Raw genomic sequence first — 20694 nt, 5'->3', positions numbered from 1 at the left:
CTTCGTCGATGAAGAAGGTCACGTCCGAACGATCCAGAGCGTCGCTGATATATACCGGAAGCAACAAACCCTGGTGTTGCTCGTACCCCTTGAAATCGCCTCTCTCACCCATCCTCGCCATGCTAGCGCGCGAGAGAGTCTTGGGTCAGGCTCCTAGGAGAGCCGAACGCGGCGGGCGCGGCAAGGGTCGCCGCCTCGGTTGCGGCGGCCGCCGTCGGGCGCTTACGATACCGCCGCCCCGCCAGACCGGCGCGTGGCCCCGTCGGAGGACCTCGCCTTGGAGAATCTCGAAACGTTTCGCGCCGAGATCGGCAAGTGGCTCGAAGCGAACTGCCCGCCGTCGATGCGCAAGCCGCTCGGCTCCGAAGAAGACGTGAACTGGGGCGGACGCAACAAGGTCTACACGAACCCCGAGGAGAAGCTCTGGCTCGACCGCATGGCCGCGCGCGGCTTCACGGCGCCGACCTGGCCGAAGGAGTACGGCGGCGGCGGGCTCTCGAAGCCCGAGGCGCGCGTGCTGGCCGAGGAGCTGCGCCGGCTGCACTGCCGCCCGGCGCTGAACAGCTTCGGCCTGACCATGCTCGGTCCCGTGCTGCTCCAGTACGGAAACGAGGAGCAGAAGCGCGAGCACCTGCCGAAGATCGTGCGCGGCGAGATCCGCTGGTGTCAGGGCTATTCCGAGCCCGGCGCCGGCTCCGACCTGGCGGGTCTGCAGACGCGCGCCGAGGACAAGGGCGACCACTACCTGGTGAACGGCCAGAAGATCTGGACCTCCTACGCGAACTACGCGGACTGGATCTTCTGCCTGGTGCGCACCAACCCGACCGCGCCCAAGCACGACGGAATCAGCTTCCTGCTCTTCGACATGGCGTCGCCGGGCGTCTCGGTCTCGCCGATCAAGCTGATCAGCGGCTCCTCGCCGTTCTGCCAGACGTTCTTCCAGGACGTGAGAGTCCCCAAGAAGAACCTGGTCGGGAAGGTCGACGGCGGCTGGACGATCGCGAAGGCGCTGCTCCAGCACGAGCGCGAGATGATCGCCGGAATGGGCCTGGGCGGCGGCGGGGGAAGCGCCGCGTCGCTCGAGCAGCTCGCGAAGGAGTACTGCGGCAGCGAGGGCGGCCGCATCGCCGACGCGGCGATCCGCGATTCCGTCGCGCAGCACCTGATGGACACGCGCTGCTTCGTCACGTCTCTGCGCCGCTCCGGCGACGAGGCGAAGTCGGGTCAGGGACCGGGCGCGGCATCGTCGATGTTCAAGCTCTACGGCACCGAGCTGAACAAGCGCCGCTGCGAGCTGCTCGTGAAGGTGCTCGGCTCGCAGGCGCTCGGCTGGGAGGGCGCCGGCTTCAATCCCCGTGAGCTCGGCACCACGCGCGAGTGGCTGCGCTCGAAGGGCAACTCGATCGAGGGCGGGACGTCCGAAGTGCAGCTCAACGTGATCGCAAAGCGCGTTCTCGGTCTTCCGGACTGAGCGCGGTCGGAGAGGAATCCACCATGTCACTGGCACTTTCGGAAGAGCAGGAGCTGCTGCGAAACACCGCGCGCGAGTTCATCGCCGAGCACTCGCCCGTGAAGGAGCTGCGCCGCCTGCGCGACGAGCAGGATCCGGTCGGCTTCTCGCGCCCGCTGTGGAAGCAGATGGCGGAGCTCGGTTGGGCGAGCATCGTCCTGCCCGAGGATCTCGGCGGCGCGGGGCTCGGCTACGCCGAGCTCGGCATCGTTCTCGAGGAGTGCGGCCGCACGCTCGCGGCGACGCCGCTGGTCGCGACCTCGCTGCTCGGCGCGAACGCCGTCCTGCTCGGAGGCAACGAGCTGCAGCGCAAGGAGATCCTGCCCGCCGTCGCCAAAGGCGAGCGGATCCTCGCGCTCGCGCTCCAGGAAGGGTCGCACCACGCGCCGTACGCGGTCGCGACGCGCGCCGAGGCGAGCGCGAGCGGCTGGCGCCTCACCGGGCGCAAGAGCTTCGTGCTCGACGGGCACGTGGCGGACCAGATCGTCGTGGTCGCGCGGACCTCCGGGAGCTCCGGAGAGCGCGACGGCCTGTCGCTCTTCCTCGTGCCCAAGGCGGCGCGCGGGCTCGAGGTCACGCGCACGATCATGGTCGACGGCCGCAACGCCGCGAACCTCGGTTTCGAAGGTGTCGAGCTCGATCGCGCGGCCCTGCTCGGCGCCGAGGGGCGCGGCGCGGACGTGCTCGATCGCGTGCTCGATCTTGCGGCGGTGGGGCTCTCGGCCGAGATGCTCGGCACGCTCGCGGAGGCCTTCGAGCGCACGATCGCCTACCTGAAGGAGCGCAAGCAGTTCGGCGTGCCGATCGGCTCGTTCCAGGCGCTGAAGCACCGCGCGGCGAACATGTTCGTCGAGGTCGAGCTCTCGCGCTCGATCGTGCTCGACGCGCTGCGCGCGATCGACGAGGGCCGCGCCGACCTGCCGCAGCTCGCGAGCATCGCCAAGGCGCGCGTCTCCGACGCGATCCACCTGATCGGCAACGAGGCCGTGCAGATGTTCGGCGGGATCGGCGTCACCGATGAGGAAGAGATCGGCCTGTTCCTGAAGCGCGCGCGCGTCGCGGAGCTCACGCTGGGCGACGCGGCCTTCCACCGCGCCCGCTTCGCCGCGCTCGCGGGGTTCTAGGACCCGTGTCTCCGGCCCGGCCGGGAAGCGAAAAACCTGCTCGCCTCGCCCGTACGCGCTCGCGTACGATCGGGCGCGTGACCGCCCCTCCGCTCTCGCACGTTCGAGTCGTCGACCTGACCGACATCCGGGGCGCGCTCGCCGGGCGAATGCTCGCGGACCTCGGCGCCGACGTGATCAAGGTCGAGCCCCCCGGCGGCGACCCCGGCCGGCTCGTGCCCCCGTTCGCGGGCGACGAGGCGGCGCCGGACGGCTCCCTGCCGTTCCTGTTCCGCAACGCGAACAAGCGCGGCGCGGTGATCGACCTCGGGTCCTCCTCCGGGCGGGAGCGACTGACACAGCTCTGTGATGGGGCGGACCTCTTGATCGAGAACTTCTCGCCCGAGCGCCGCGCCCGGCTTGGGCTCGAGCCTGCGGCCGTGCGCGCGCGGCACCCGGAGCTGGTGCACGTGGCGGTGGGTGACTTCGGGCTCAGCGGCCCGCGCGCGAGCTGGCGCGCCGAGCCGCTGGTCGCCTTCGCGGCGTCCGGAGCGCTGCATCCGTGCGGCTTTCCGGAGCTGCCGCCGTGCGCGCTGCCGGGCTATGCCGCGCACGACTGCGCCTCGATCTACGCCGCGCTCGGCGCGGTGGCGGCGCTGCTCGACCGCGCGCGCCACGGAGAGGGACAGACCGTCGAGGTGTCGGTGCAGGAGGCCGCGCTGCACGGGATGAACCCGTGGTCCGTTCCGCTCGAGGACTACGCGCGCCGCTACCCGATCCTGCCCAAGGCGCCGCCGCGAAACGCGGACGGCACCTATCTGGTGCTGGAGGCGGCCGATGGGCACGTGCGCGTCCTGCCCGGCACCGTGCGCCACTGGCGCGCGTTCCTCGAGCTGCTCGGCCGACCCGAGGTGCTGATGGGCCCGGAATGGGAGCAGCCGGCGGTCCGCATGCTCAACGCCGACGTGCTGCGCATCATCGCCTGCGACGCGCTGCGCGAGCGCAAGCGCGCGGACCTGCTCGCCGAGGCGTGCCGGCTGGGCACGCCGCTCGCGCCGGTGAATCCGCCCGAGGACTTCGTGCGCGAGGAGCAGACCCGCGAGCGCGGCTTCTTTCGCAGCACCGGCTTCCCGAAGCTCGGCGCCGCGCCGTTTGCGCCGCTCGCGCTCAACTTCTCCGAGACGCCCGCGACGCTGCGCCGCCCGGCGCCCGCGCCCGGGGAGGACGATCGGACCGGCTTCGCGCCGCGCGCCGCCGTGGCGCCCGGACCGGCGGCCGCAGCTAGCGGCCCGCTGCTTGCCGGCGTCCGTGTGGTGGACCTCGGCGTCGGCGCGGTGGGCCCGGAAGCCTGTTGGGCGCTGGCCGAGCTCGGCGCCGAGGTGATCAAGATCGAGTCGCGGGCGAACCTGGACTTCCTGCGCGCGGTCACGCTGGAGCCCGGCGCCGTAAACCGCGCCTGGACGTTCAACACCGAGTGCCGCGGGCAGAAGAGCGTGTGTCTCGACCTGCGCGGCACACGCGGACGCGAGATCGCCTTCGAGCTGTGCCGCCGCGCCGACGTGATCGTCGAGAACAACCGCGGGGGCGTGTGCGAGAAATGGGGCCTCGACTACGAGAGCGTGCGCCGCGTGAACCCGCGCGTGATCTACGTGCAGTCGCAGGGCTTCGGTGAAGGCGGCCCGCTCGGCCGCGCGCAGGCGTTCGGCCCGCTGAACTCGTCCTTCTCCGGAGTGAACTGGCTCTGGAACCACCCGCAGGCGCCGTACCCGGCGGGATCCTCACTCAACCACCCCGACCACATCGCGAGCAAGCTCGCCGCGCTCGGTGTGCTCGCGGCGCTCGAGCACCGGCGCCGTTCCGGGGTGGGCCAGCGGATCGAGATGGCGCAGACGGAGGCGGCGGCGTTCCTGCTCGGCGAGCTCTACCTGGAGGGCCCGTGCACCGGACGGCCCGCGCGCCAGCGCGGCAACGCGGTGGACTGGGCCGTTCCCCACGGCGTCTATCGCTGCGAGGGCGAGGACCGCTGGGTGGCGCTCGCCGTCGCGAGCGACGAGGAGTGGCGGCGGTTCTGCGCGGTGGCCGGCTGGGTCGACGCCGCGCGGCTCTCCACGCTCGAGCTCCGGCTCGCCGCACGGGACGAGATCGACGCGCGGGTCTCGGAGTGGACCGCGTCGCGCCGGGCGGAGGACGTCGCGGAGTCGCTCCAGGCGGCCGCAATCTCCGCGCACATCGTCCAGAGCCCGGACGACACGCGCGCCGATCCGCACCTGGCCGCGCGCGGTGCGATCGTCACGGTGACGCACGCAGAGATCGGCCCCGAGCGGCACATCGGCAACCCGGTGCGTCCGAGCCGCACCCCCAACGTCACCGCGGGAGCGTCGCCGCTGCTCGGCGCCGACACCGAGGACGTGCTCGGGCGCTGGCTCGGGATCGAGCCGGCCGAGGTCGCGACCCTCGTCGCAGACGACGTCTGCGTGTAGGCGTCAGGCTCCGCGACGGGTCTTTATGGCTCCGACGACGGCCCAGACCACCGCGACGGTGACCACCACGACTACGACGCCTATCTCGATCATTCTTGCGAAGTCTGACACACCAACCTCCCAGTGATCTTGCGACACGGACCGGCTGATCCTAACAAAACTCCCGCGCGCCTCAGCCGGGCTCGTTGCTCAAAATCACCGTTCCCGCCGCCGCGAACATCCCGCCCACGCCGTGCGCCACCGAGACGTGCACGTCGGGAACCTGTGCCGCCGCCCTGCCGCGCAGCTGACGCACGGACTCCTGCAGCGCGAACATCCCGTACATGCCCGTGTGCGTGTAGGAGAGCCCGCCGCCGTTGGTGTTCAGCGGCAGCTCTCCGCCCGGGGCGGTGTTCCGATCCCAGATGTACCGGCCGGCCTCGCCGCGTGGCACGAAACCGAGGTCCTCCAGCCCGTAGATGGGCAGGTGTGCGAACGCGTCGTAGATCATCAGGTGATCCACCTCGCGCGGGCCGATCCCCGCTTCGGCGAACGCCATCCGGCCCGAGACGCGAAACGCGCGCGACGTGGTGAAGTCCTCCATCTGGCTGACCATCGGCGTCTCGACGCTCTCGCCGGTGCCGAGCACGAAGACCGGCTTCTCCCGGAAGTCGCGCGCGCGCTCGGCCGAGACCAGCACGAGGGCTCCGCCGCCGTCGGTCACCAGGCAGCACTCGAGCAGGTGGAACGGCCAGGCGATCACGCGCGAGGCGAGCACGTCCTCGACGCCGATCGGGTCCCGGTGCATCGCGCGCGGATTCTTCGCGGCCCACTCGCGCTGCACCACCGCGACCATGGCCAGCTGCTCGTGCGTGAGACCGAAGTCCTTCATGTAGCGAAGGCACGGGATCGTGAAGAGCGACGGCGGGCCGGCGATGCCGTACGGCGCCTCGAACTGCCCCTGCAGGCTCGACGGCGCGAAGCCGAAGCCCCCGGCGCCGACGCGCGAGCGGCCGCTCTGCCCGTGCGTGATCAGCACCGTCTTGCACAGCCCCGCCTCGATCGCGGCCGCCGCGTGGCGAACGTGCAGCATGAACGAGCAGCCGCCCACGGCGGTGCCGTCGACCCAGGTCGGGGTGATCCCGAGCGCCAGCGCGATCGCGGTCGGCGACTCGCCCGCGGTCGCGATGCCGTCGACGTCGCTCGGGGCGAGCCCGCAATCCGCGAGCGCGTTCAGCGCGGCGTCGGCGTGCAGGCCGATCTGAGAGAGATGGGGAATCACGCCGAGCGCGGTGGTCTCGGCGGCTCCGACGATCGCGACCGCGCGGCGCCTCACGATCCGCTCCCCGCGGGCCCGAAGACGGGAAGCGAGATCTCGTCGTCGAGCTTCTGGAACGAGACCTCGAGTGGCATGTCGAGAACCAGCGCCTCCGGCGTCTGCGGCAGGCCGACCAGGCTGGTCATCATTCGCGGGCCCTCTTCGAGCGCAACCACGGCGATCGCGTAGGGCGCCGTGAATCCCGGCACCGGCCGGTGGTGGATCACGTAGCTGTACAGCGTCGCGCGGCCGCTCGCGCGCACGATCTCGACGTCGCGGCTCGCGCAGCGCGGGCAGAAGGGGCGCGGCGGGAAGTACGCGCGCTGGCACGGGCGGCAGCGCTGGAGCCGCAGCTCGCCGGCGCGAGCGCCGTCCCAATGGAACTGCGTCTCGGGTGTGGGCACGGGGCGAGCCCGGCGCGGCTCTCGTGGCGGAGTCGTGGACATGGAGCGTGCCTCAGAACTGGAAGTGGGCGCCGAGCTTACCCGATGCGACGAGCTCCTTGCGCTGGTCGACGTCGTGCGATGCGACGAGCCGCACGGTCCCGGTCGCGGTCAGCGCGTGCAGCGCGCGGAACTGCGCGAGCACCGCGTCGCGGTCTTCGCCCAAAAAGAAGTCGGTCACGAGCCGCGGCCGGTACCAGAGCAGGCGGATCTGGTCCATGTGCCAGGCGACGTCGCCGAGGAAGAGCCACTCGCTTCCGTCGGCGAGCTGCGCGAAGACCATCTGGCTGCCGGGCGTGTGGCCGGCCGCCTTCACGAGCACGACGCCGGGCGCCACCGCGGCGTAGCGCTCGTAGTCGAGCGGCGCGAGCGCGGCGCGGAGTGAATCCGGAAAGCCGATCGCGTCGAGCTCGTCGGCGTTCGCGAGCTGCTCGCGCGTCATCCGCAGTCTTCCGGGGAGCGTTTCCGGCTCCGCGAAGCGCGCGATCCCGATCAGGTGGTCGAGATGCTCGTGCGTGATCACGATCGTGCGCGCGCCCGCGAGCGCGCGCTGGATCGCGGCATGCCCCTCGGCGTCTAGCGCGGCCCCGGGACTCATCTCGCGCAGCCCGGCGGCGTCGAAGCCCGAGTCGATCACGAGATAGCCGTCCGGAAACACGAGCTGGTAGGCGCCGTGCGACATCGGGTGCGGCGTGCGCAGCGATTCGCCGGCGAAGACCGCGCCGCGCGGGAGCGGGGCCTCGGCGATCTGCTCGTGGTTCACGTGCGACGCGCGCTCGCCCGGAAGCGAGGCCGCGAGCCGGCGGATCTCGTCGAGGTCGATCGCGTAGCCGCTCTGCTCGGGGACCGGCTCGCGCCCGAGCAGGTAGCGGTACCCGACGAAGCCGAGCGCGAGCAGGACGACGAGCACCCGGAGCGCGATTCCAGCGAAGCGAGGCATGCGATCCTCCCAGAGACTGCGCGAGTGACTTCTAGATGCCGAGGACGCTTGCGAGGTGCGGATTCACCAGCCGCCCGTGCGGGTCGAGCGAGCGGCGCAGCGCCTGGAACTCGCGGAAGCGCGGGTAGAGCGGGGCGAGCCGCGCGGCGTCGAGCGTGTGCAGCTTTCCCCAGTGCGGCCGTCCCTCGTACTTCCAGAAGATCGGCTCGACCGCGGCGAAGTACTCCGAGAAGTCCCGGTCGGCGAACTGGTGCACCGAGATCGAGAACCCCGGCCGTTCGTGGAACATGGAGAGCCAGACGTCGTCCTCGCGCACGTAGCGGCACTCGATCGGAAAGCAGATCGGAAGCTCTCGCTCGCGGATCGTCTGGAGCACCTCGAGCAGACACTCGGGCCCGGCTTCGGCCGGCACGGTGTACTCCATCTCGTTGAAGCGCGTGGTGCGCGGATGGGTCAGCACGCGATGCGACTCGCCGGCGTGCTCGCTGGTTCCCGATCGGCGCAGCAGCGCGTCGTAGATCGGCGTGCCGATCCCCGGCAGCCGGCGCGTCAGGTCGAAGAGCGTCTGCAGCAGCGCGAGCCCGTCGGGATCGTCCTCGCCGCTCGAGTACGGCTCTGCGTCGGTCTCGTCGGTCGCGATCGCGAGCGCGACGTTCGCGTGCGGGAACGCGTAGAACTCGTAGCTGCGGCTCGCCTCGCGATCGCGCGCGAGGTTCGCGAGCACCTCGTCCAGATCCCGCCAGGCGGTCTTCTCTCGCAGCCGGAACGTCGGCTGGTTTTGCAGCCGGAAGCGCGTGACGACCCCGAGCGCGCCGAGCGAGGTGCGCGCGGCATGGAACAGCTCGGCGTTGCGCGAGGCGTCGCAGTCCAGAAGCTCGCCGCGCGGCGTGGCGATCGAGAGCCCGACCACGCAGGACGAGAGCGATCCGAGCAACACCCCGGTGCCGTGCGTGGACGTCGCGATCGCGCCGCCGAGCGTCTGGTAGTGGATGTCCGGCAGGTTCGGCATCGCCTGTCCGTGCGCCGCGAGCGCGGGGCCCAGCGCCCCGAGCCGGGAACCGGCCCAGACCTCGGCCTGCAGGTTGGCCGCGTCGACCGAGGCGATGCCGGCGAGCCCGTCCAGGAACAGCAGCGAGCCGTCGCTCGGCACGAGCCCGCTGAACGAGTGACCCGCGCCCGCGGGCCGGATCGGCGCGCTCGCGTGCCCGAGCATCTCGAGCAGCTCGGATTCGCTCGCCGGCCCGAGCCGCAGCAGGGGGCGGCAGTGCTGAAAGCCGGACCAGTTGCGCCAGGGCAGGGGGCCGCCATCGAGCCACACGGGCGGCAGCGGGTCTGCCGCGCGCGCACGCGTCTGCGGCAAGAGCAGCGCCGCGCCCGCCGCGAGCGCGCCGCGAAGCAGCTCGCGGCGCGAGAGACCGGGCCCCTTCATGGCAGCCCCGCCATGTAGCGGATCAGCTCGCGCAGATCGCCCTCCGAGCAGAGTCCACAGGTGCCGAGCGGCGGCATGCCGCGAAAGCCTTCGACCGTGTGCACGAGAAGGGTGTCCAGGCCCTGCTTCCTTCGCTCGCGCCAGTCCGCGTCGACGCCGGTGAGCGGCGCGCCGATCCCCGGCCGCGAATGGCAGCTCGCGCAGGCGGACTGATAGGCGCGCGCGTTCGCGTCGGAGAGCGCGATCGGCGCGGCCGGCTCGCGCTCGGCGCTGCACGCGGCGACGCAGAGCGCGAGCAGGAGCAGGATCCGCGCTCTGGCTTCGCCGCGCACGGGCGCAGTATCCACCGCGCTGACGCGCGGCGCGAGCCGGGCGACATCGCGCCGGCTGGACCGATCGGGCCGGACCCGCGTATGATTCGAACGTACGTTTGAATCGGAGCGGGTCGGATGGCGGAGTCGGTTCCCCCGAGAGGCACGCGCGAGCGGATCCTCGACGCCGCGGAGCGGCTCTTTCTGGAGCGCGGCTTCCGCGGCGCGTCGCTTCGCGAGCTCACCAGCTCCGCGCGCGTGAACCTGGCCGCGGTCGGGTACCACTTCGGCGGCAAGGACGAGCTGCTCCGCGCGGTGCTCGAGCGCCACGTCGGGCCCGTGAACGCCGAGCGCCTGCGGCGACTCGACCGGATCGAGGCGGACTGGCGCGCGGGCAAGCCGCGCCGGCTGGAGCCGGTGCTCGCGGCGCTGCTCGAGCCGGCCTTCGCGTCGGCTAGCTCGGAGCCCGAGTCGCGCGACGTCGCGACGCTGCTCTTCCGCGAGCCGCACGAGCGCATGCCGGAGCTGATCGAGAGCCTGTTCGGCGAGTGCGCCCGGCGGTTTCACGCGGCGATCGCGCGCGCGCTCGGCCGGGCCGACGCGACGGCGACGGCGCTGCGCTTCCAGATGGTGATCGGGGCGATGCTGCACTTCCTGGCCGGCCGCCACCGACACTCGCGGTCCTTCACGGGACTCGAACCCGGGATTCCAGAACGCGTCGTGCTCGACGAGCTGATCGCGTTTCTCGCGGCCGGGCTCCGCGCGCCCGCTCGCCCGAAAGTTCGCGCGCGCCGTGCCGCTGCTGCTGCTTCCGAGGAGGCCCTGCGATGAAGCCGTCTGCCCGCCTGGTCGTTCCGCTCTCCGTGCTCGCGCTGGGGGTGCTGGGGGCCATCGTCCTGATCGCGACCCGACCCGAGGTCGAGACGAAGTCGCCGGAGGCGGCCGTGCCGCTGGTTCGCGTCATGCAGGTCGCGCTTCGCGATCTTTCGCTCGAGGTGATCACGCACGGCACGGTCGCGCCGCGCACGGAGAGCGCGCTGATCCCCGAGGTCTCGGGGACGGTGCTCGAGATCTCGCCCTCGCTGGTTTCGGGCGGGTTCTTCGCCGAGGGCGATCTGCTGGTGCGCATCGACCCGCGCGACTACGAGATCGCGCTCGAACGCGCGCGCGCCTCCGTGGCGCGCGCCGCGAGCGAAGAGGCGCGCGCGGCGTCCGAGCTCGTCCGCCGCCGCGCGCTCGCGGAGCGCGACTTCGCGAGCGCGGCCCAGCTCGACGAGGCAGTGCGCAATCAGGCCGTCGCCGCCGCGGCGGTTCGCGAGGCGCGCGCCGCGCTCGTGCAGGCCGAGCGCGATCTCACGCGCACCCGCCTGCTCGCTCCCTACGCCGGGCGGGTTCGCGACGAGAAGGTGGACGTCGGGCAGTTCGTGACCCGCGGCGCGCCGGTCGCGACGCTCTACGCGGTGGATTGGGCGGAGGTGAGGCTGCCGGTTCCCGACGAGGAGCTCGCGTTCCTCGAGCTGCCGCTGTTCTGGCGCGGCGAGGCGACCGAGGCGCTCGGCCCCGAGGTGAAGCTCTACGCGCGCTTCGGCGGCGAGGAGCACGAGTGGACCGGGCGCGTCGTCCGCACCGAGGGCGAGATCGACCCGCGCAGCCGGATGGTCCACGTGGTGGCGCGCGTCGAGGATCCCTACGGCCGGACCGGGGGCGAGGAGCGCACTCCCCTCGCGGTCGGCCTCTTCGTGCGCGCGGCGATCCAGGGCAAGCTCGCAAGCTCCGTCGCCGTGCTGCCCCGGGCCGCGATTCGCGGCGACTCGCAGGTGCTCGTGGTCGACGCGGAGGGGCGCCTGCGCTTCCGCGACGTCGAGATCCTGCGCGCGCTTCGCGACGAGGTCGTGATCCGCACCGGGCTCACGGACGGCGAGCGCGTCTGCGTCTCGCCGCTCGAGACGGTCGTCGACGGCATGCAGATCCGCGTCGCGTCGGACGTCGACGTCGCCGCTCCGGGGCGGACCCGATGAGCGGAGCGGTCGCCTGGTTCGCGCGCAACCCCGTCGCGGCGAACCTGCTGATGGGCGTGGTCGTGATCGGCGGCCTGCTCAGCGCCGCCGCGATCCCGCAGAAGGAGATGCCCGACATCCAGATCGACATGGTCATCGTGTCGGTCGAGTACCGCGGCGCAGCGCCCGAGGAGGTCGAAGAAGGCGTCTGCGTGCGAATCGAAGAGGAGCTCGACGGCGTGGAGGGGATCGAGAAGATCCTCTCGACGTCGAGCGAGAGCTCCTGCGTGGTCAGCGCGGAGCTCCTGCAGGGCGCCGACGTGACCCGCGCGGTCGCCGACGTGAAGAACAAGGTCGACGCGCTCGACACGCTTCCGGACGAGTCCGAGAAGCCGATCGTCTCGCAGGTCACGATCCGCCGCTCGGTGGCCGACGTGGCGATCTTCGGCGACGCGGACGAGCGCAGCCTGAAGCAGCTCGCCGAGCGCGTGCGCGACGAGCTCGCGGCGGAGCCGGGCATCACCCAGGTCGAGGTCACCAACGCCCGGCCGTACGAGATCTCGATCGAGGTTCCGGAAGCCAACCTGCGCCGCCACGGGCTGAGCTTCGACCAGGTCGCGCAGGCCGTGCGCCGCTCGTCGCTCGACCTGCCGGGCGGGACGATCAAGACCGAGGGCGGCGAGATCCTGCTGCGCTCCAAGACCCAGGCCTACGTCGGCCGGCAGTTCGAGGAGCTGGTCGTGCTGTCGCGCGCCGACGGCACGCGCGTGAAGCTCGGCGACGTCGCGCAGGTGGTCGACGGCTTCGAGGACACCGACCAGAGCGCGCGCTTCGACGGCAAGCCCGCCGTGATGGTGCGCGTGTACCGGATCGGCGATCAGGACGTGATCGAGATCTCGGATGCGGTGAAGCGCTACGTGCAGGCCGCGCAGCCGCGCATGCCCGAGGGCATCTCGATCCGCGTCTGGCGCGACTCGTCGGTGGGTCTGCGCGCGCGGCTCTCGACCCTGTACTCGAACGGCATCCAGGGGCTGGTGCTCGTGGTCGCGATCCTGATGCTGTTCCTGCGCGCGCGCGTCGCGCTCTGGGTCTCGATGGGGGTGCCGGTCGCGCTGCTCGGCGCGCTCTTCGTGATGCCGTCGCTCGGCTACTCGATCAACTCGATCTCGACCTTCGGCTTCATCATGGTTCTGGGCATGCTCGTCGACGACGCGATCGTGGTCGGCGAGAACGTCTTCACCCATCAGCAGGCGGGCGAGAACTGGCTGAACGCGGCGATCCGCGGCACGAGCGAGGTGACGGTGCCGGTGATCTTCGGGGTGCTGACGACGGTGGCCGCATTCTCGCCGCTGCTCTTCGTTCCCGGAACCATGGGACAGATCATGTCGGTGATGGGAACCGTCGTGATCGTGTGCCTGGTCTTCTCGCTGATCGAGTCCCAGCTCGTGCTTCCCTCGCACCTCGGACACGGGCACGATCGCCGCGCGGGCGGCTCGCGCCTGGGCGCGCGCGCCGCGCGCGCGATGGACGCCTGGGTGCGCTTCCAGACCCGCTTCGACGCGCGCTTCCAGGCGTTCCTCGGCGGCACGTACTCGCGCTGGCTCGCTGCGAGTCTCTCGTGGCGCTATGCGACGGTATCGGTCGCGGTGGCGCTCCTGCTGCTCGCGGTCGCGTCCGTCGCGAGCGGCCGGCTCCGCTTCTCGTTCTTCCCGCCGATCGAGGCCGACTACGTTTCGGCGCAGCTCACCATGCCCCAGGGTACACCGGCGAGCGTCACGGCGGAGGCGGTGCGGCAGATCGAGAACGCGGCGCTCGCGCTCGCAGCCGAGCTCGATCGCGAGCACGATCTGGGCGGCTCGAGCCACGTCGTCCATTCCAGCGCGTCGGTCGGCGAGCAGCCGTTCGCCGCGGGCGGCGGCGCCGGCGGCGGCCCGCCGCCCACCTCGCGCGCGCGCGTGGGCTCGCACCTGGGCGAGGTGACGCTCGAGCTCGTGCCCGCGGACGAGCGCACGCTGCGCAGCAGCGAGATCGCCGCGCGCTGGCGCGAGCTCACCGGGCCGGTGCCGGACGCGGTCGAGCTGCTGTTCGCTTCGGCGCTCTTCGCCGCCGGCGAGGCCGTGAACGTGCAGCTTCAGGGCGCCGACATTGGCGCGCTTCGCGAGGCCGCCGAGCGCTTGAAGGGCCAGCTCGCGACCTATCCCGGTGTCACCGACATCGCGGATTCTTTCCGTGCCGGGAAGAAGGAGATCAAGCTCAAGATCCACCCCGAGGCCGAGGCGCTGGGGCTCACCCAGCTCGATCTGGCCCGGCAGGTCCGGCAGGCGTTCTACGGCGAGGAGGCGCAGCGCATCCAGCGCGGGCGCGACGACGTGCGCGTGATGGTGCGCTACCCGGCGGAGGAGCGGCGGGCGCTGGGCGATCTGGAGAACATGCGCATCCGCACGCCCGACGGAAGCGAGGTCGCCTTCGGCACGGTCGCGAGCGCAGATCTCGGCCGCGGCTTCGCGAGCATTCGCCGCTCCGACCGGCAGCGGGTCGTGAACGTGACCGCGGACGTGAATCGCAAGCTCACCACCGAGACGGCGATCGTCGCCGCGCTCGAGTCCGGACCGCTTCCGGAGATCCTCGCCGACTACCCCGGCCTGAGCTACCGGCTCGAGGGCACGCAGCGGGAGCAGCAGCGCGTCTTCGGCTCGCTGGGTCGATCGTTCGTGATCGCGCTCTTCGCGATCTACGCGCTGCTCGCGATCCCGCTGCGCTCCTATTCCCAGCCGCTCCTGATCATGTCGGTGATCCCGTTCGGCTTCGTGGGCGCGATCGGCGGGCATCTCTTGCTCGGTCGCGACATGGCGATGATGTCGGTGACGGGGCTGGTCGCGGCCTCGGGCGTGGTCGTGAACGCGAGCCTGGTGCTGGTGCACTACGTGAACCAGCGCCGGGAGGAAGGCGTGGAGCTCGAGCAGGCCGTGCGCGAGTCGGCGGTGGCGCGCTTCCGGCCGATCTTCCTCACCTCGGCGACGACCTTCCTCGGCCTGGCGCCGCTGATGTCCGCGCGCAGCATGCAGGCGCAGTTCCTGATCCCGATGGCGATCTCGCTCGCGTTCGGCGTGCTGGTCGCCGCCGGAATCACGCTCTTCGTGGTGCCGAGCGGCTACCTGATCCTCGAAGATCTGCGGCGCCTGCCCGAGCGCGCGCGAAAGCGGATTCGCCGCGCGCGCCCGGTGGTGCAGCGCGGCCCGCTCGCAGATCCCTAGGCGCGCTTCGCGAGCGCGGCTGCGGCGGCGAGCCCCGACTCCGCGGCTGCCCCGAACGCCACGCCGTCGTAGCCGACACCGCAGAGGATCGGCCCGCCCGATTCGGCGAGCGCGCTCTTCAGCCGGAGCGTGCGCGCGCGGTGGTCGACGTCGTAGAGCGAGATGCCCTCGGGATAGCGCGCGACGTCGAGAAGGCGCGGCGCCGAGCGCGCGCCGAGCAGGCGCGTGAGCACGGGGGCGATCTCGCGCACCAGAACCGCGTCGGGCTCCGCGCGCAGCTCGCGCGCGGCGAAGACGGAGAGCAGCAGCGAGCCGCGCGGCGCTCGGCCTTCGAAGAGGTTGCTCGGGAACAGGCAGCCGAGCATCGGCAGCCGCTCGCGCGACGGCGCGAGGAACCCCAGGCCCGGCCAGCGCTCCGCGCAGGCGGGCTCCTCGAGCGCGAACGTGACCAGCGTCTGGGGCACGGCGCGGTACGAGGCGAGCAGCGCCGCCGCCGCCGGCAGCTCGAGCGCCCGCGCGACCGCGGTCGGCGAGATCGCGAGAACCAGGTTGCGACAGGCGAGCTTCGTCTCGCCGCGCTCGCCGACCTCGAGCTCGAAGCCGCCCGAGCGGCCGCGCGCGCGCAGTAGCGGCGTCGAGGTTCGCAGCCGCTCGCCGAGCTTCGCGGCCAGCCGGTCGCAGAGACCCCCCAGGCCGTGCGCGGTCGACACGACACCCATCCGTGTCGGTCCGCTGCCTCGCGCGCGCAGCCGCTGCAGCGCCAGCCGCGAGAAGCGCCCGCCCGCGCCTTCGAGCGCGGCGGCCAGATCCGGAAACGCGGACTCGAAGCCGACGCGGTCGGCGCTCTCGCCGTAGATCCCGAGCGTCAGCAGGTCGGCGAAGCGGCCGGCGACCGTCTCGCCGAAGCGCTCCACGACCAGATCGCGGACCGTCTTCGGGCCGGGTCGGACCGGGCGCAGCGGCTCGGCGAGCACGCCGGCGATCCCGCGCCAGGGCAGAAGCGACCCCGAGAGCAGCTTCCCGGGCGACGGCGGCAGCGACACGAGCGCGCCGTTCGAGACCAGGCACGGAGCAGCGCGCTTCGCGGCGATCAGCTCGAGCCCCACGGACTTCGCCAGCCGCTCGAGGCCGGGCGTTCCGCGCACGGTGTTGGGTCCACGCTCTACGGTGTAGTCGCCGCGGACCACGGTCTCGGCCGCGCCGCCCGCGCGCGGCGCGGCCTCGAGGACGAGCACGTCCTGCGCGCCGCGCTCGACCAGCTCGGTCGCGCACGCGAGCCCCGCGATGCCCGCGCCGACGACGACGGTCTCGGCGCGAGTCACGGCGCCGCTTCCTGGACCGTCCGCACGAACGTTCCGACCGCCTCGACGGGGGTGCGCTGGAGCACGCCGTGGCCGAGGTTCACGATGTGTCCGCGCGCCTTCCGGCCGGCCTGCACCAGCTCGCCGGTCAGGCGCGCCAGGTCGGCGGGCGGCGCGAAGAGCGCGGTCGGGTCGAGATTCCCCTGCAGCGAGACGCGCTGCCCGATCCCCGACGCGGCCGCCGCCAGGTCGACGCGCCAGTCGAGCGAGACGACGTCCGCGCCCAGCCCCGCGAGCTCGTCGAGCAGGTGCGCAGCGCCGCGCGCGAAGACGATCACCGGCGGGCGATCGGGACCCAGGCGCGAGATCACCTCGCGAAGCGCTCGGCCGGCGGTGCGCTCGAAGCGCCTTGCCGAGAGCATTCCCGCCCAGGTGTCGAAGATCTGCACGCAGTCGGCGCCGGCCGCGATCTCGAGCCGGAGCGTCTCGGCGCAGATCTCGACCATCCGATCGAGCATCCGGTCGAGAAGCGCGGGGTCGCGCCAGGAGAGCGCGGAGAGCACGTCGAGATCGCGCGAGAGCTTCGACTCGGTCGCGTAGGCCAGAAGCGTCCACGGCGCGCCGGCGAAGCCGAGCACCGCCGCCTTCTCGCCGAGCTCGCGGCGCAGGCGGCGGATCGCCTCGCAGGTCGGCGCGACCGAGGGCTCGATCTCGCCGTCGAGTCGCGCGAGGTCGGACAGGCTCGCGATCGGGTCGGCGACGATCGGACCCGGCGCGAAGTCGAGCGCCAGCCCCGCGCCGCGAAGCGGAAGCAGGATGTCGGAGAAGACCACGACGCCGTCCATGCCGAAGCGCCGGAACGGCTGCAGCGAGACCTCGGTGGCCAGGTCGGGCCGATCGCACATGTCGAGGAAGCTCGTCCGCGCGCGAAGCTCGCGGTACTCCGGCAGGTAGCGTCCGGCCTGCCGCATCAGCCAGACCGGCGGGCGGTCGACCGGCTTGCCGCGCGCCGCGCGCAGGAATCGCTCGCGCGCGGGCAGCGCTCGCTTCGGGCTCATCTCGATTCCCTCGTCTGGCACGGCGCCGCGATGATAGGGACAGCCGGTCCGGCTCGGCCAGCGCGGCGCGAGACCCAGGGGTTTTCGCGCAGGAAGAATCGGTAGGGGAGCGATGCCGCCTTGCCGAGGCCGATCCGCGGGCTCGTCGCGATCCGCGGCTCGAAGGCCCGCGGCCGGGCTTCGATCCGCAGCGCGCCGCGCAGCGCGCAGGCACCGTCGTGATCGCGCGTGATGCCGAAGGCCGCGGCGAGCTTCCCGGGGCCGTTCGTGAGCTCGACGCCGTCGCGACCCGGGCGGCGCTCGCGCATTCGCGTTTCGCCACGGATCGGCTCGACCGCGCGAATCAGGACCGCGGCGCCGCTGCCCTCGGGCTCGCAGACCGCGTTCGCGCAGAAGTGCAGGCCGTGGCTCAGGTACACGTAGAAGTGTCCCGGCGGGCCGAACATCGCGCGATTGCGGAGCGTCGGGCCGCGGTGGCTGTGCGAGCCCTCGTCGCTGCCGTCACCCAGGTACGCTTCGACTTCGACGATGCTCCCCTCGAGCCGCGCGCCGTCGGGAAGCACGCGCACGAGCCGGCAGCCGAGCAGGTCCGGCGCGACCCGGAGCGCGGAGCGCGCGAAGAAGGCGCGGTCGAGCCGGCTCACTCAGGGCACGCCGCCGTCGACGGAGAGGACCGCGCCGGTCGTGTAGCTCGACGCGTCGCTCGCGAAGTAGAGCGCCGCGCCGACGATCTCGTTCGGCTCGCCGCCGCGCCGCAGCGCGATGTGACGCGCCTGCTGCGCGAACGCCTTCATGTCCCAGGCCTTCGAGATGTCGGTCAGGAACGACCCCGGCATGATGCAGTTCACGCGCACCTTCGGGCCGAACGCGTGCGCGAAGCCGATCGTCATGGCGTTCAGCGCCGCCTTCGCGCCCGAGTACGGGATGATGCCGGCCGTGGGGCGGATCGCGCCGATGCTCGAGATGTTGATGATCGAGCCGCCGGCGCCCTGCGCCATTCGCGTGCCGACCAGCGCCATCAGCCGGAACGGCCCCTTCAGGTTCAGGTCGAGCACCGAGTCGTACTGCGCCTCGGTGAGGTTCGCGACGTGGTCGTAGAGCGGCGACTTGCCGGCGTTGTTCACCAGCACGTCGACCTTGCCGAACTCCCGGTACGAGGCGTCGACCAGGCCGTCGAGCTCCTCCCAGCGGCCGACGTGACAGGAGTAGGGAAACGCGGTCCGTCCGGTCGTGCGCGTGACCTCTTTGGCGAGCTCGCTGCAGGCCTCGAGCTTGCGGCTCGCGATCACGACGTCCGCGCCGGCCTGCGCGAACGCGAGCACCATCTCCCTGCCCAGACCGCGGCTGCCGCCCGTGACGATCGCCACCCGGCCGGAGAGGTCGAACCGATCCTTCGCGGTCTTCATCTTGCGACTCCTCGCGCGCGGAGCGCGGCAATCTCTTCGTCGGACGAGCCGAGCTCGCGCAGGACCTCGTCGGTGTGCTCGCCGAGCCGCGGCGGCGGACCCTGCGGCCCGACCGCGAAGTCGGAGAACTCGAGCGGTGTGGCCACCGCCTCGAAGCTGCCCTCGTTTCCGTAGTCGGGAACGCTGACGATGCCGGAGATCGCGCGCACCTGCGGGTCGACCACGACCTCGTCCTGCGTCTGCACCGGCGCCCACCAGAGATCCTCGCCGTCGAAGAGCCGCCCCCACTCGGCGAGGTCGCGCTGCGCGAACGCCGCATCGAGGATCGCGGTGAGCTCTTCCGAGCCGCGCCGCCGCGCGCGCGCGTCCGCGAAGCGCGAATCGCCGATCAGCTCGGGCCGGCCGATCACGCGCGCGAGCTTGGGCCAGTGACGTTCGGCCTCCAGGCCGAGCAGCCAGAACCAGCGCGCGTCGCGGCTGCGGTACTGGTTCAGCACCGGGTTCAGCGGCTGCGTGCGCGGCGCGGTCGGCGCGACGGTGCCAAAGCGCAGGCGGATGCCCGTGTCCCAGCCCACGCAGTACAGCCCGGTGCGCAGCAGCGAAGTCGAGACCAGCTGCCCGCGCCCGCTGCGCTCGCGCTGGTACAGCGCGGCCATGATTCCGGAGACGAGCGCCATCGCCGTCACGTGATCGCCGAAGCCGCCGCGCACCCCCTGCGGCTCGACATCGGTCGGGAACATGATGTGCTCGGCGCCGCTGCGCGCCCAGAACGCGCCCACGTCGTAGGCCGCGCGGTCGCGCTCCGGGCCGCGAAGCCCGTAGCCGGTGACGCTCGCGTACACCAATCGGGGACAGTCCTTCGCTAGCCGCTCGTAGTCGAGGCCGAGCTTCGAGAGCGCCTCGGGCCGCAGGTTCGACAGGAAAACGTCCGCGTCCGCGACCAGCCTGCGCAGCAGAGCAAGGCCGTCGGGCGCGCGCAGATCGAGCACGATGCTGCGCTTGCCGCGGTTGTCGAGGTCGAACGGCGGCGACTTCGGCTCCTTCAGGCCGGCGAGATGCATGAACAGGCTGCGCGCCGGGTCGCCCTCGCGCGGCTCGACCTTCACCACGTCCGCGCCCCAGTCGGCGAGGATGCCGCCGGCGCCGGGGCCGGCGACCCAGACCGCGAGCTCGACGACGCGCAGCCCGGTGAGCATCAGCCGCGCCCTGCCGCGGCGAGCAGGATCTCGTCCGCGTGCGCGACGAAGAGCAGGTGCGCCTCGTCCTCGAAGCAGTGCAGCTTCGCGTTCGGGATGCGATCGGCCTGCCTGCGCCCGTGCGCGACCGGAACGTTCACGTCGAGCTCGCCACAGTACACGTCGACGGGAACCCGGACGTCCTCGAGCCGGAAGCCCCAGGGCCGGGTGAAGAGCGCGAAGTCCTGGGCGGTGGCGCGCGCGTTCGTGCGCGATGCGCGCCGCCCCTCCTCGAGGAAGGCCTGCTGCAGCGCGGGCTGCTCGAGAGCGCGCCGATCCGGCGCCGGGAGCTGCTTCATCATCTGGCGCAGGACCGCCGGGCCGAAGAAGCGCAGGCCCAGGGTCATCAGTGCGAAGACCGGCCAGGCGAGCCAGGGCGAGCTGCGCGCCAGCCGGCAGAGCAGCCGGTTCATCGGCATCATGCCGCGCGAATCCTCCTCGCTTAGCGTCTCGGCGATCCCGCACACGATCGCCGCGCCGAGCAGACGCCCGGCGAGCTGATGCGCGCAGACCGCCGCGTGCGGCCCGCCGCCCGAGACGCCGAATACGCCGAACTTCTCGATGCCGAGAAAGTCGGCGATCGCGCAGACGTCGCTCGGCCAGTCCAGGAGCCGGCGGTAGGCGACGTAGTCGCTGCGCCCGTAGCCGGGCCGATCGGGCGCGATCAGCCGCACGCCGAGCCGCCGCGCGGCGTCGTCCAGCGGGCGGAACAGCAGCTGCGAGCCGGGCGTGCCGTGAAACGCGAAGACCGCAGTGCCCTTCGGATCGCCGATCTCCGCGAAGGCGATCTCGCGCCCATCGTCGAGCCGAAGGATCGTCGCTGTACGGGTCGAAGCCATCGTTCTCTCCGCGATTGCTGCCCGACTCTACCACCGCACGCGGTCGCGCGCGCCGCGCGTGTATGATCGCGGCGAACGGGAGGCACGACGC

At 72.1% G+C, this 20694-nt stretch carries 17 protein-coding genes; 6 read left to right on the top strand and 11 right to left on the bottom strand.

Annotated features, from left to right (window positions below; genetic code table 11):
- Positions 1-277: 277 nt before the first annotated feature.
- The 3 genes from FJ108_07160 to FJ108_07150 are packed head-to-tail and all read left to right on the top strand — an operon-like array spanning position 278 to position 5093.
- On the top strand, positions 278-1471 hold the full coding sequence (locus tag FJ108_07160; GenBank protein MBM4335676.1) for an acyl-CoA dehydrogenase: 1194 nt from the start codon (positions 278-280) through the stop codon (positions 1469-1471).
- Between the two features lie 23 nt (positions 1472-1494).
- On the top strand, positions 1495-2634 hold the full coding sequence (locus FJ108_07155; GenBank protein MBM4335675.1) for an acyl-CoA dehydrogenase: 1140 nt from the start codon (positions 1495-1497) through the stop codon (positions 2632-2634).
- Positions 2635-2639: 5 nt separating this feature from the next.
- A complete protein-coding gene (locus FJ108_07150) occupies positions 2640-5093 on the top strand; it encodes a CoA transferase (protein MBM4335674.1) in 2454 nt (817 codons plus the stop codon).
- Positions 5094-5265: 172 nt separating this feature from the next.
- Here the strand turns inward: FJ108_07150 and FJ108_07145 are convergent, their stop codons facing one another.
- From FJ108_07145 to FJ108_07125, 5 genes are read right to left on the bottom strand one after another with little or no spacing between them, the layout of a single operon-like run.
- Entirely contained in the window at positions 5266-6408 is a 1143-nt protein-coding gene (locus tag FJ108_07145) for a thiolase (protein ID MBM4335673.1), read from the bottom strand.
- On the bottom strand, positions 6405-6836 hold the full coding sequence (locus tag FJ108_07140) for a DNA-binding protein (protein MBM4335672.1): 432 nt from the start codon (positions 6834-6836) through the stop codon (positions 6405-6407). The genes FJ108_07145 and FJ108_07140 overlap by 4 nt, the downstream gene beginning before the upstream one ends.
- Positions 6837-6846: 10 nt before the next feature.
- A complete protein-coding gene (locus FJ108_07135) occupies positions 6847-7773 on the bottom strand; it encodes an MBL fold metallo-hydrolase (GenBank protein ID MBM4335671.1) in 927 nt (308 codons plus the stop codon).
- 31 nt (positions 7774-7804) lie between these two features.
- Complete coding sequence (locus FJ108_07130) at positions 7805-9202, bottom strand: FAD-binding protein (GenBank protein ID MBM4335670.1); 1398 nt, start codon at positions 9200-9202, stop codon at positions 7805-7807.
- Positions 9199-9534 (bottom strand): cytochrome c5 family protein, encoded by a 336-nt coding sequence (locus tag FJ108_07125; protein MBM4335669.1) that lies wholly within the window; start codon positions 9532-9534, stop codon positions 9199-9201. Before FJ108_07125 ends, FJ108_07130 begins: the two co-directional genes overlap by 4 nt.
- Positions 9535-9651: 117 nt before the next feature.
- On the opposite strand from FJ108_07125, the gene FJ108_07120 reads away from it, so the two are divergent.
- The 3 genes from FJ108_07120 to FJ108_07110 are packed head-to-tail and all read left to right on the top strand — an operon-like array spanning position 9652 to position 14764.
- Positions 9652-10344 carry a TetR/AcrR family transcriptional regulator gene (locus FJ108_07120; GenBank protein MBM4335668.1) on the top strand — a complete coding sequence of 231 codons (693 nt, stop codon included), beginning with the start codon at positions 9652-9654 and terminating at the stop codon, positions 10342-10344.
- A complete protein-coding gene (locus FJ108_07115; protein MBM4335667.1) occupies positions 10341-11531 on the top strand; it encodes an efflux RND transporter periplasmic adaptor subunit in 1191 nt (396 codons plus the stop codon). The genes FJ108_07120 and FJ108_07115 overlap by 4 nt, the downstream gene beginning before the upstream one ends.
- Positions 11528-14764, top strand: a complete 3237-nt coding sequence (locus FJ108_07110; GenBank protein MBM4335666.1) for an efflux RND transporter permease subunit — start codon at positions 11528-11530, stop codon at positions 14762-14764. Before FJ108_07115 ends, FJ108_07110 begins: the two co-directional genes overlap by 4 nt.
- Here the strand turns inward: FJ108_07110 and hemG are convergent.
- The 6 genes from hemG to FJ108_07080 are packed head-to-tail and all read right to left on the bottom strand — an operon-like array spanning position 14761 to position 20603.
- Positions 14761-16086, bottom strand: coding sequence for a protoporphyrinogen oxidase (gene hemG, locus FJ108_07105; GenBank protein ID MBM4335665.1), 1326 nt, complete (start codon positions 16084-16086; stop codon positions 14761-14763). The two genes, FJ108_07110 and hemG, sit on opposite strands and share 4 nt — an antisense overlap.
- Complete coding sequence (gene hemE, locus FJ108_07100) at positions 16083-17144, bottom strand: uroporphyrinogen decarboxylase (protein MBM4335664.1); 1062 nt, start codon at positions 17142-17144, stop codon at positions 16083-16085. Before hemE ends, hemG begins: the two co-directional genes overlap by 4 nt.
- Entirely contained in the window at positions 17120-17767 is a 648-nt protein-coding gene (locus FJ108_07095; protein ID MBM4335663.1) for a DNA-3-methyladenine glycosylase, read from the bottom strand. The genes hemE and FJ108_07095 overlap by 25 nt, the downstream gene beginning before the upstream one ends.
- Complete coding sequence (locus FJ108_07090) at positions 17768-18529, bottom strand: glucose 1-dehydrogenase (GenBank protein ID MBM4335662.1); 762 nt, start codon at positions 18527-18529, stop codon at positions 17768-17770.
- On the bottom strand, positions 18526-19725 hold the full coding sequence (locus FJ108_07085) for a CoA transferase (protein MBM4335661.1): 1200 nt from the start codon (positions 19723-19725) through the stop codon (positions 18526-18528). Before FJ108_07085 ends, FJ108_07090 begins: the two co-directional genes overlap by 4 nt.
- Positions 19725-20603 carry an alpha/beta hydrolase gene (locus FJ108_07080; protein MBM4335660.1) on the bottom strand — a complete coding sequence of 293 codons (879 nt, stop codon included), beginning with the start codon at positions 20601-20603 and terminating at the stop codon, positions 19725-19727. Before FJ108_07080 ends, FJ108_07085 begins: the two co-directional genes overlap by 1 nt.
- Positions 20604-20694 lie beyond the last annotated feature (91 nt).

The organism is Deltaproteobacteria bacterium (assembly GCA_016875225.1).
In the GTDB taxonomy this organism is placed as follows: Bacteria; Myxococcota_A; UBA9160; order SZUA-336; family SZUA-336; genus VGRW01.
Note: the sequence above shows the minus strand (reverse complement) of the source record. Positions and strands in the feature narration are given on the sequence as shown.

What these genes read in the sequence shown, in the direction of transcription:
- FJ108_07155 (MBM4335675.1), top strand. Translation starts at nt 1,495, where the DNA reads ATGTCACTGGCACTTTCGGAAGAGCAGGAGCTGCTGCGAAACACCGCG.
- FJ108_07140 (MBM4335672.1), bottom strand. Translation starts at nt 6,836, where the DNA reads ATGTCCACGACTCCGCCACGAGAGCCGCGCCGGGCTCGCCCCGTGCCC.
- FJ108_07135 (MBM4335671.1), bottom strand. Translation starts at nt 7,773, where the DNA reads ATGCCTCGCTTCGCTGGAATCGCGCTCCGGGTGCTCGTCGTCCTGCTC.
- FJ108_07130 (MBM4335670.1), bottom strand. Translation starts at nt 9,202, where the DNA reads ATGAAGGGGCCCGGTCTCTCGCGCCGCGAGCTGCTTCGCGGCGCGCTC.
- FJ108_07120 (MBM4335668.1), top strand. Translation starts at nt 9,652, where the DNA reads ATGGCGGAGTCGGTTCCCCCGAGAGGCACGCGCGAGCGGATCCTCGAC.
- FJ108_07115 (MBM4335667.1), top strand. Translation starts at nt 10,341, where the DNA reads ATGAAGCCGTCTGCCCGCCTGGTCGTTCCGCTCTCCGTGCTCGCGCTG.
- FJ108_07110 (MBM4335666.1), top strand. Translation starts at nt 11,528, where the DNA reads ATGAGCGGAGCGGTCGCCTGGTTCGCGCGCAACCCCGTCGCGGCGAAC.
- FJ108_07090 (MBM4335662.1), bottom strand. Translation starts at nt 18,529, where the DNA reads ATGAAGACCGCGAAGGATCGGTTCGACCTCTCCGGCCGGGTGGCGATC.
- FJ108_07085 (MBM4335661.1), bottom strand. Translation starts at nt 19,725, where the DNA reads ATGCTCACCGGGCTGCGCGTCGTCGAGCTCGCGGTCTGGGTCGCCGGC.
- FJ108_07080 (MBM4335660.1), bottom strand. Translation starts at nt 20,603, where the DNA reads ATGGCTTCGACCCGTACAGCGACGATCCTTCGGCTCGACGATGGGCGC.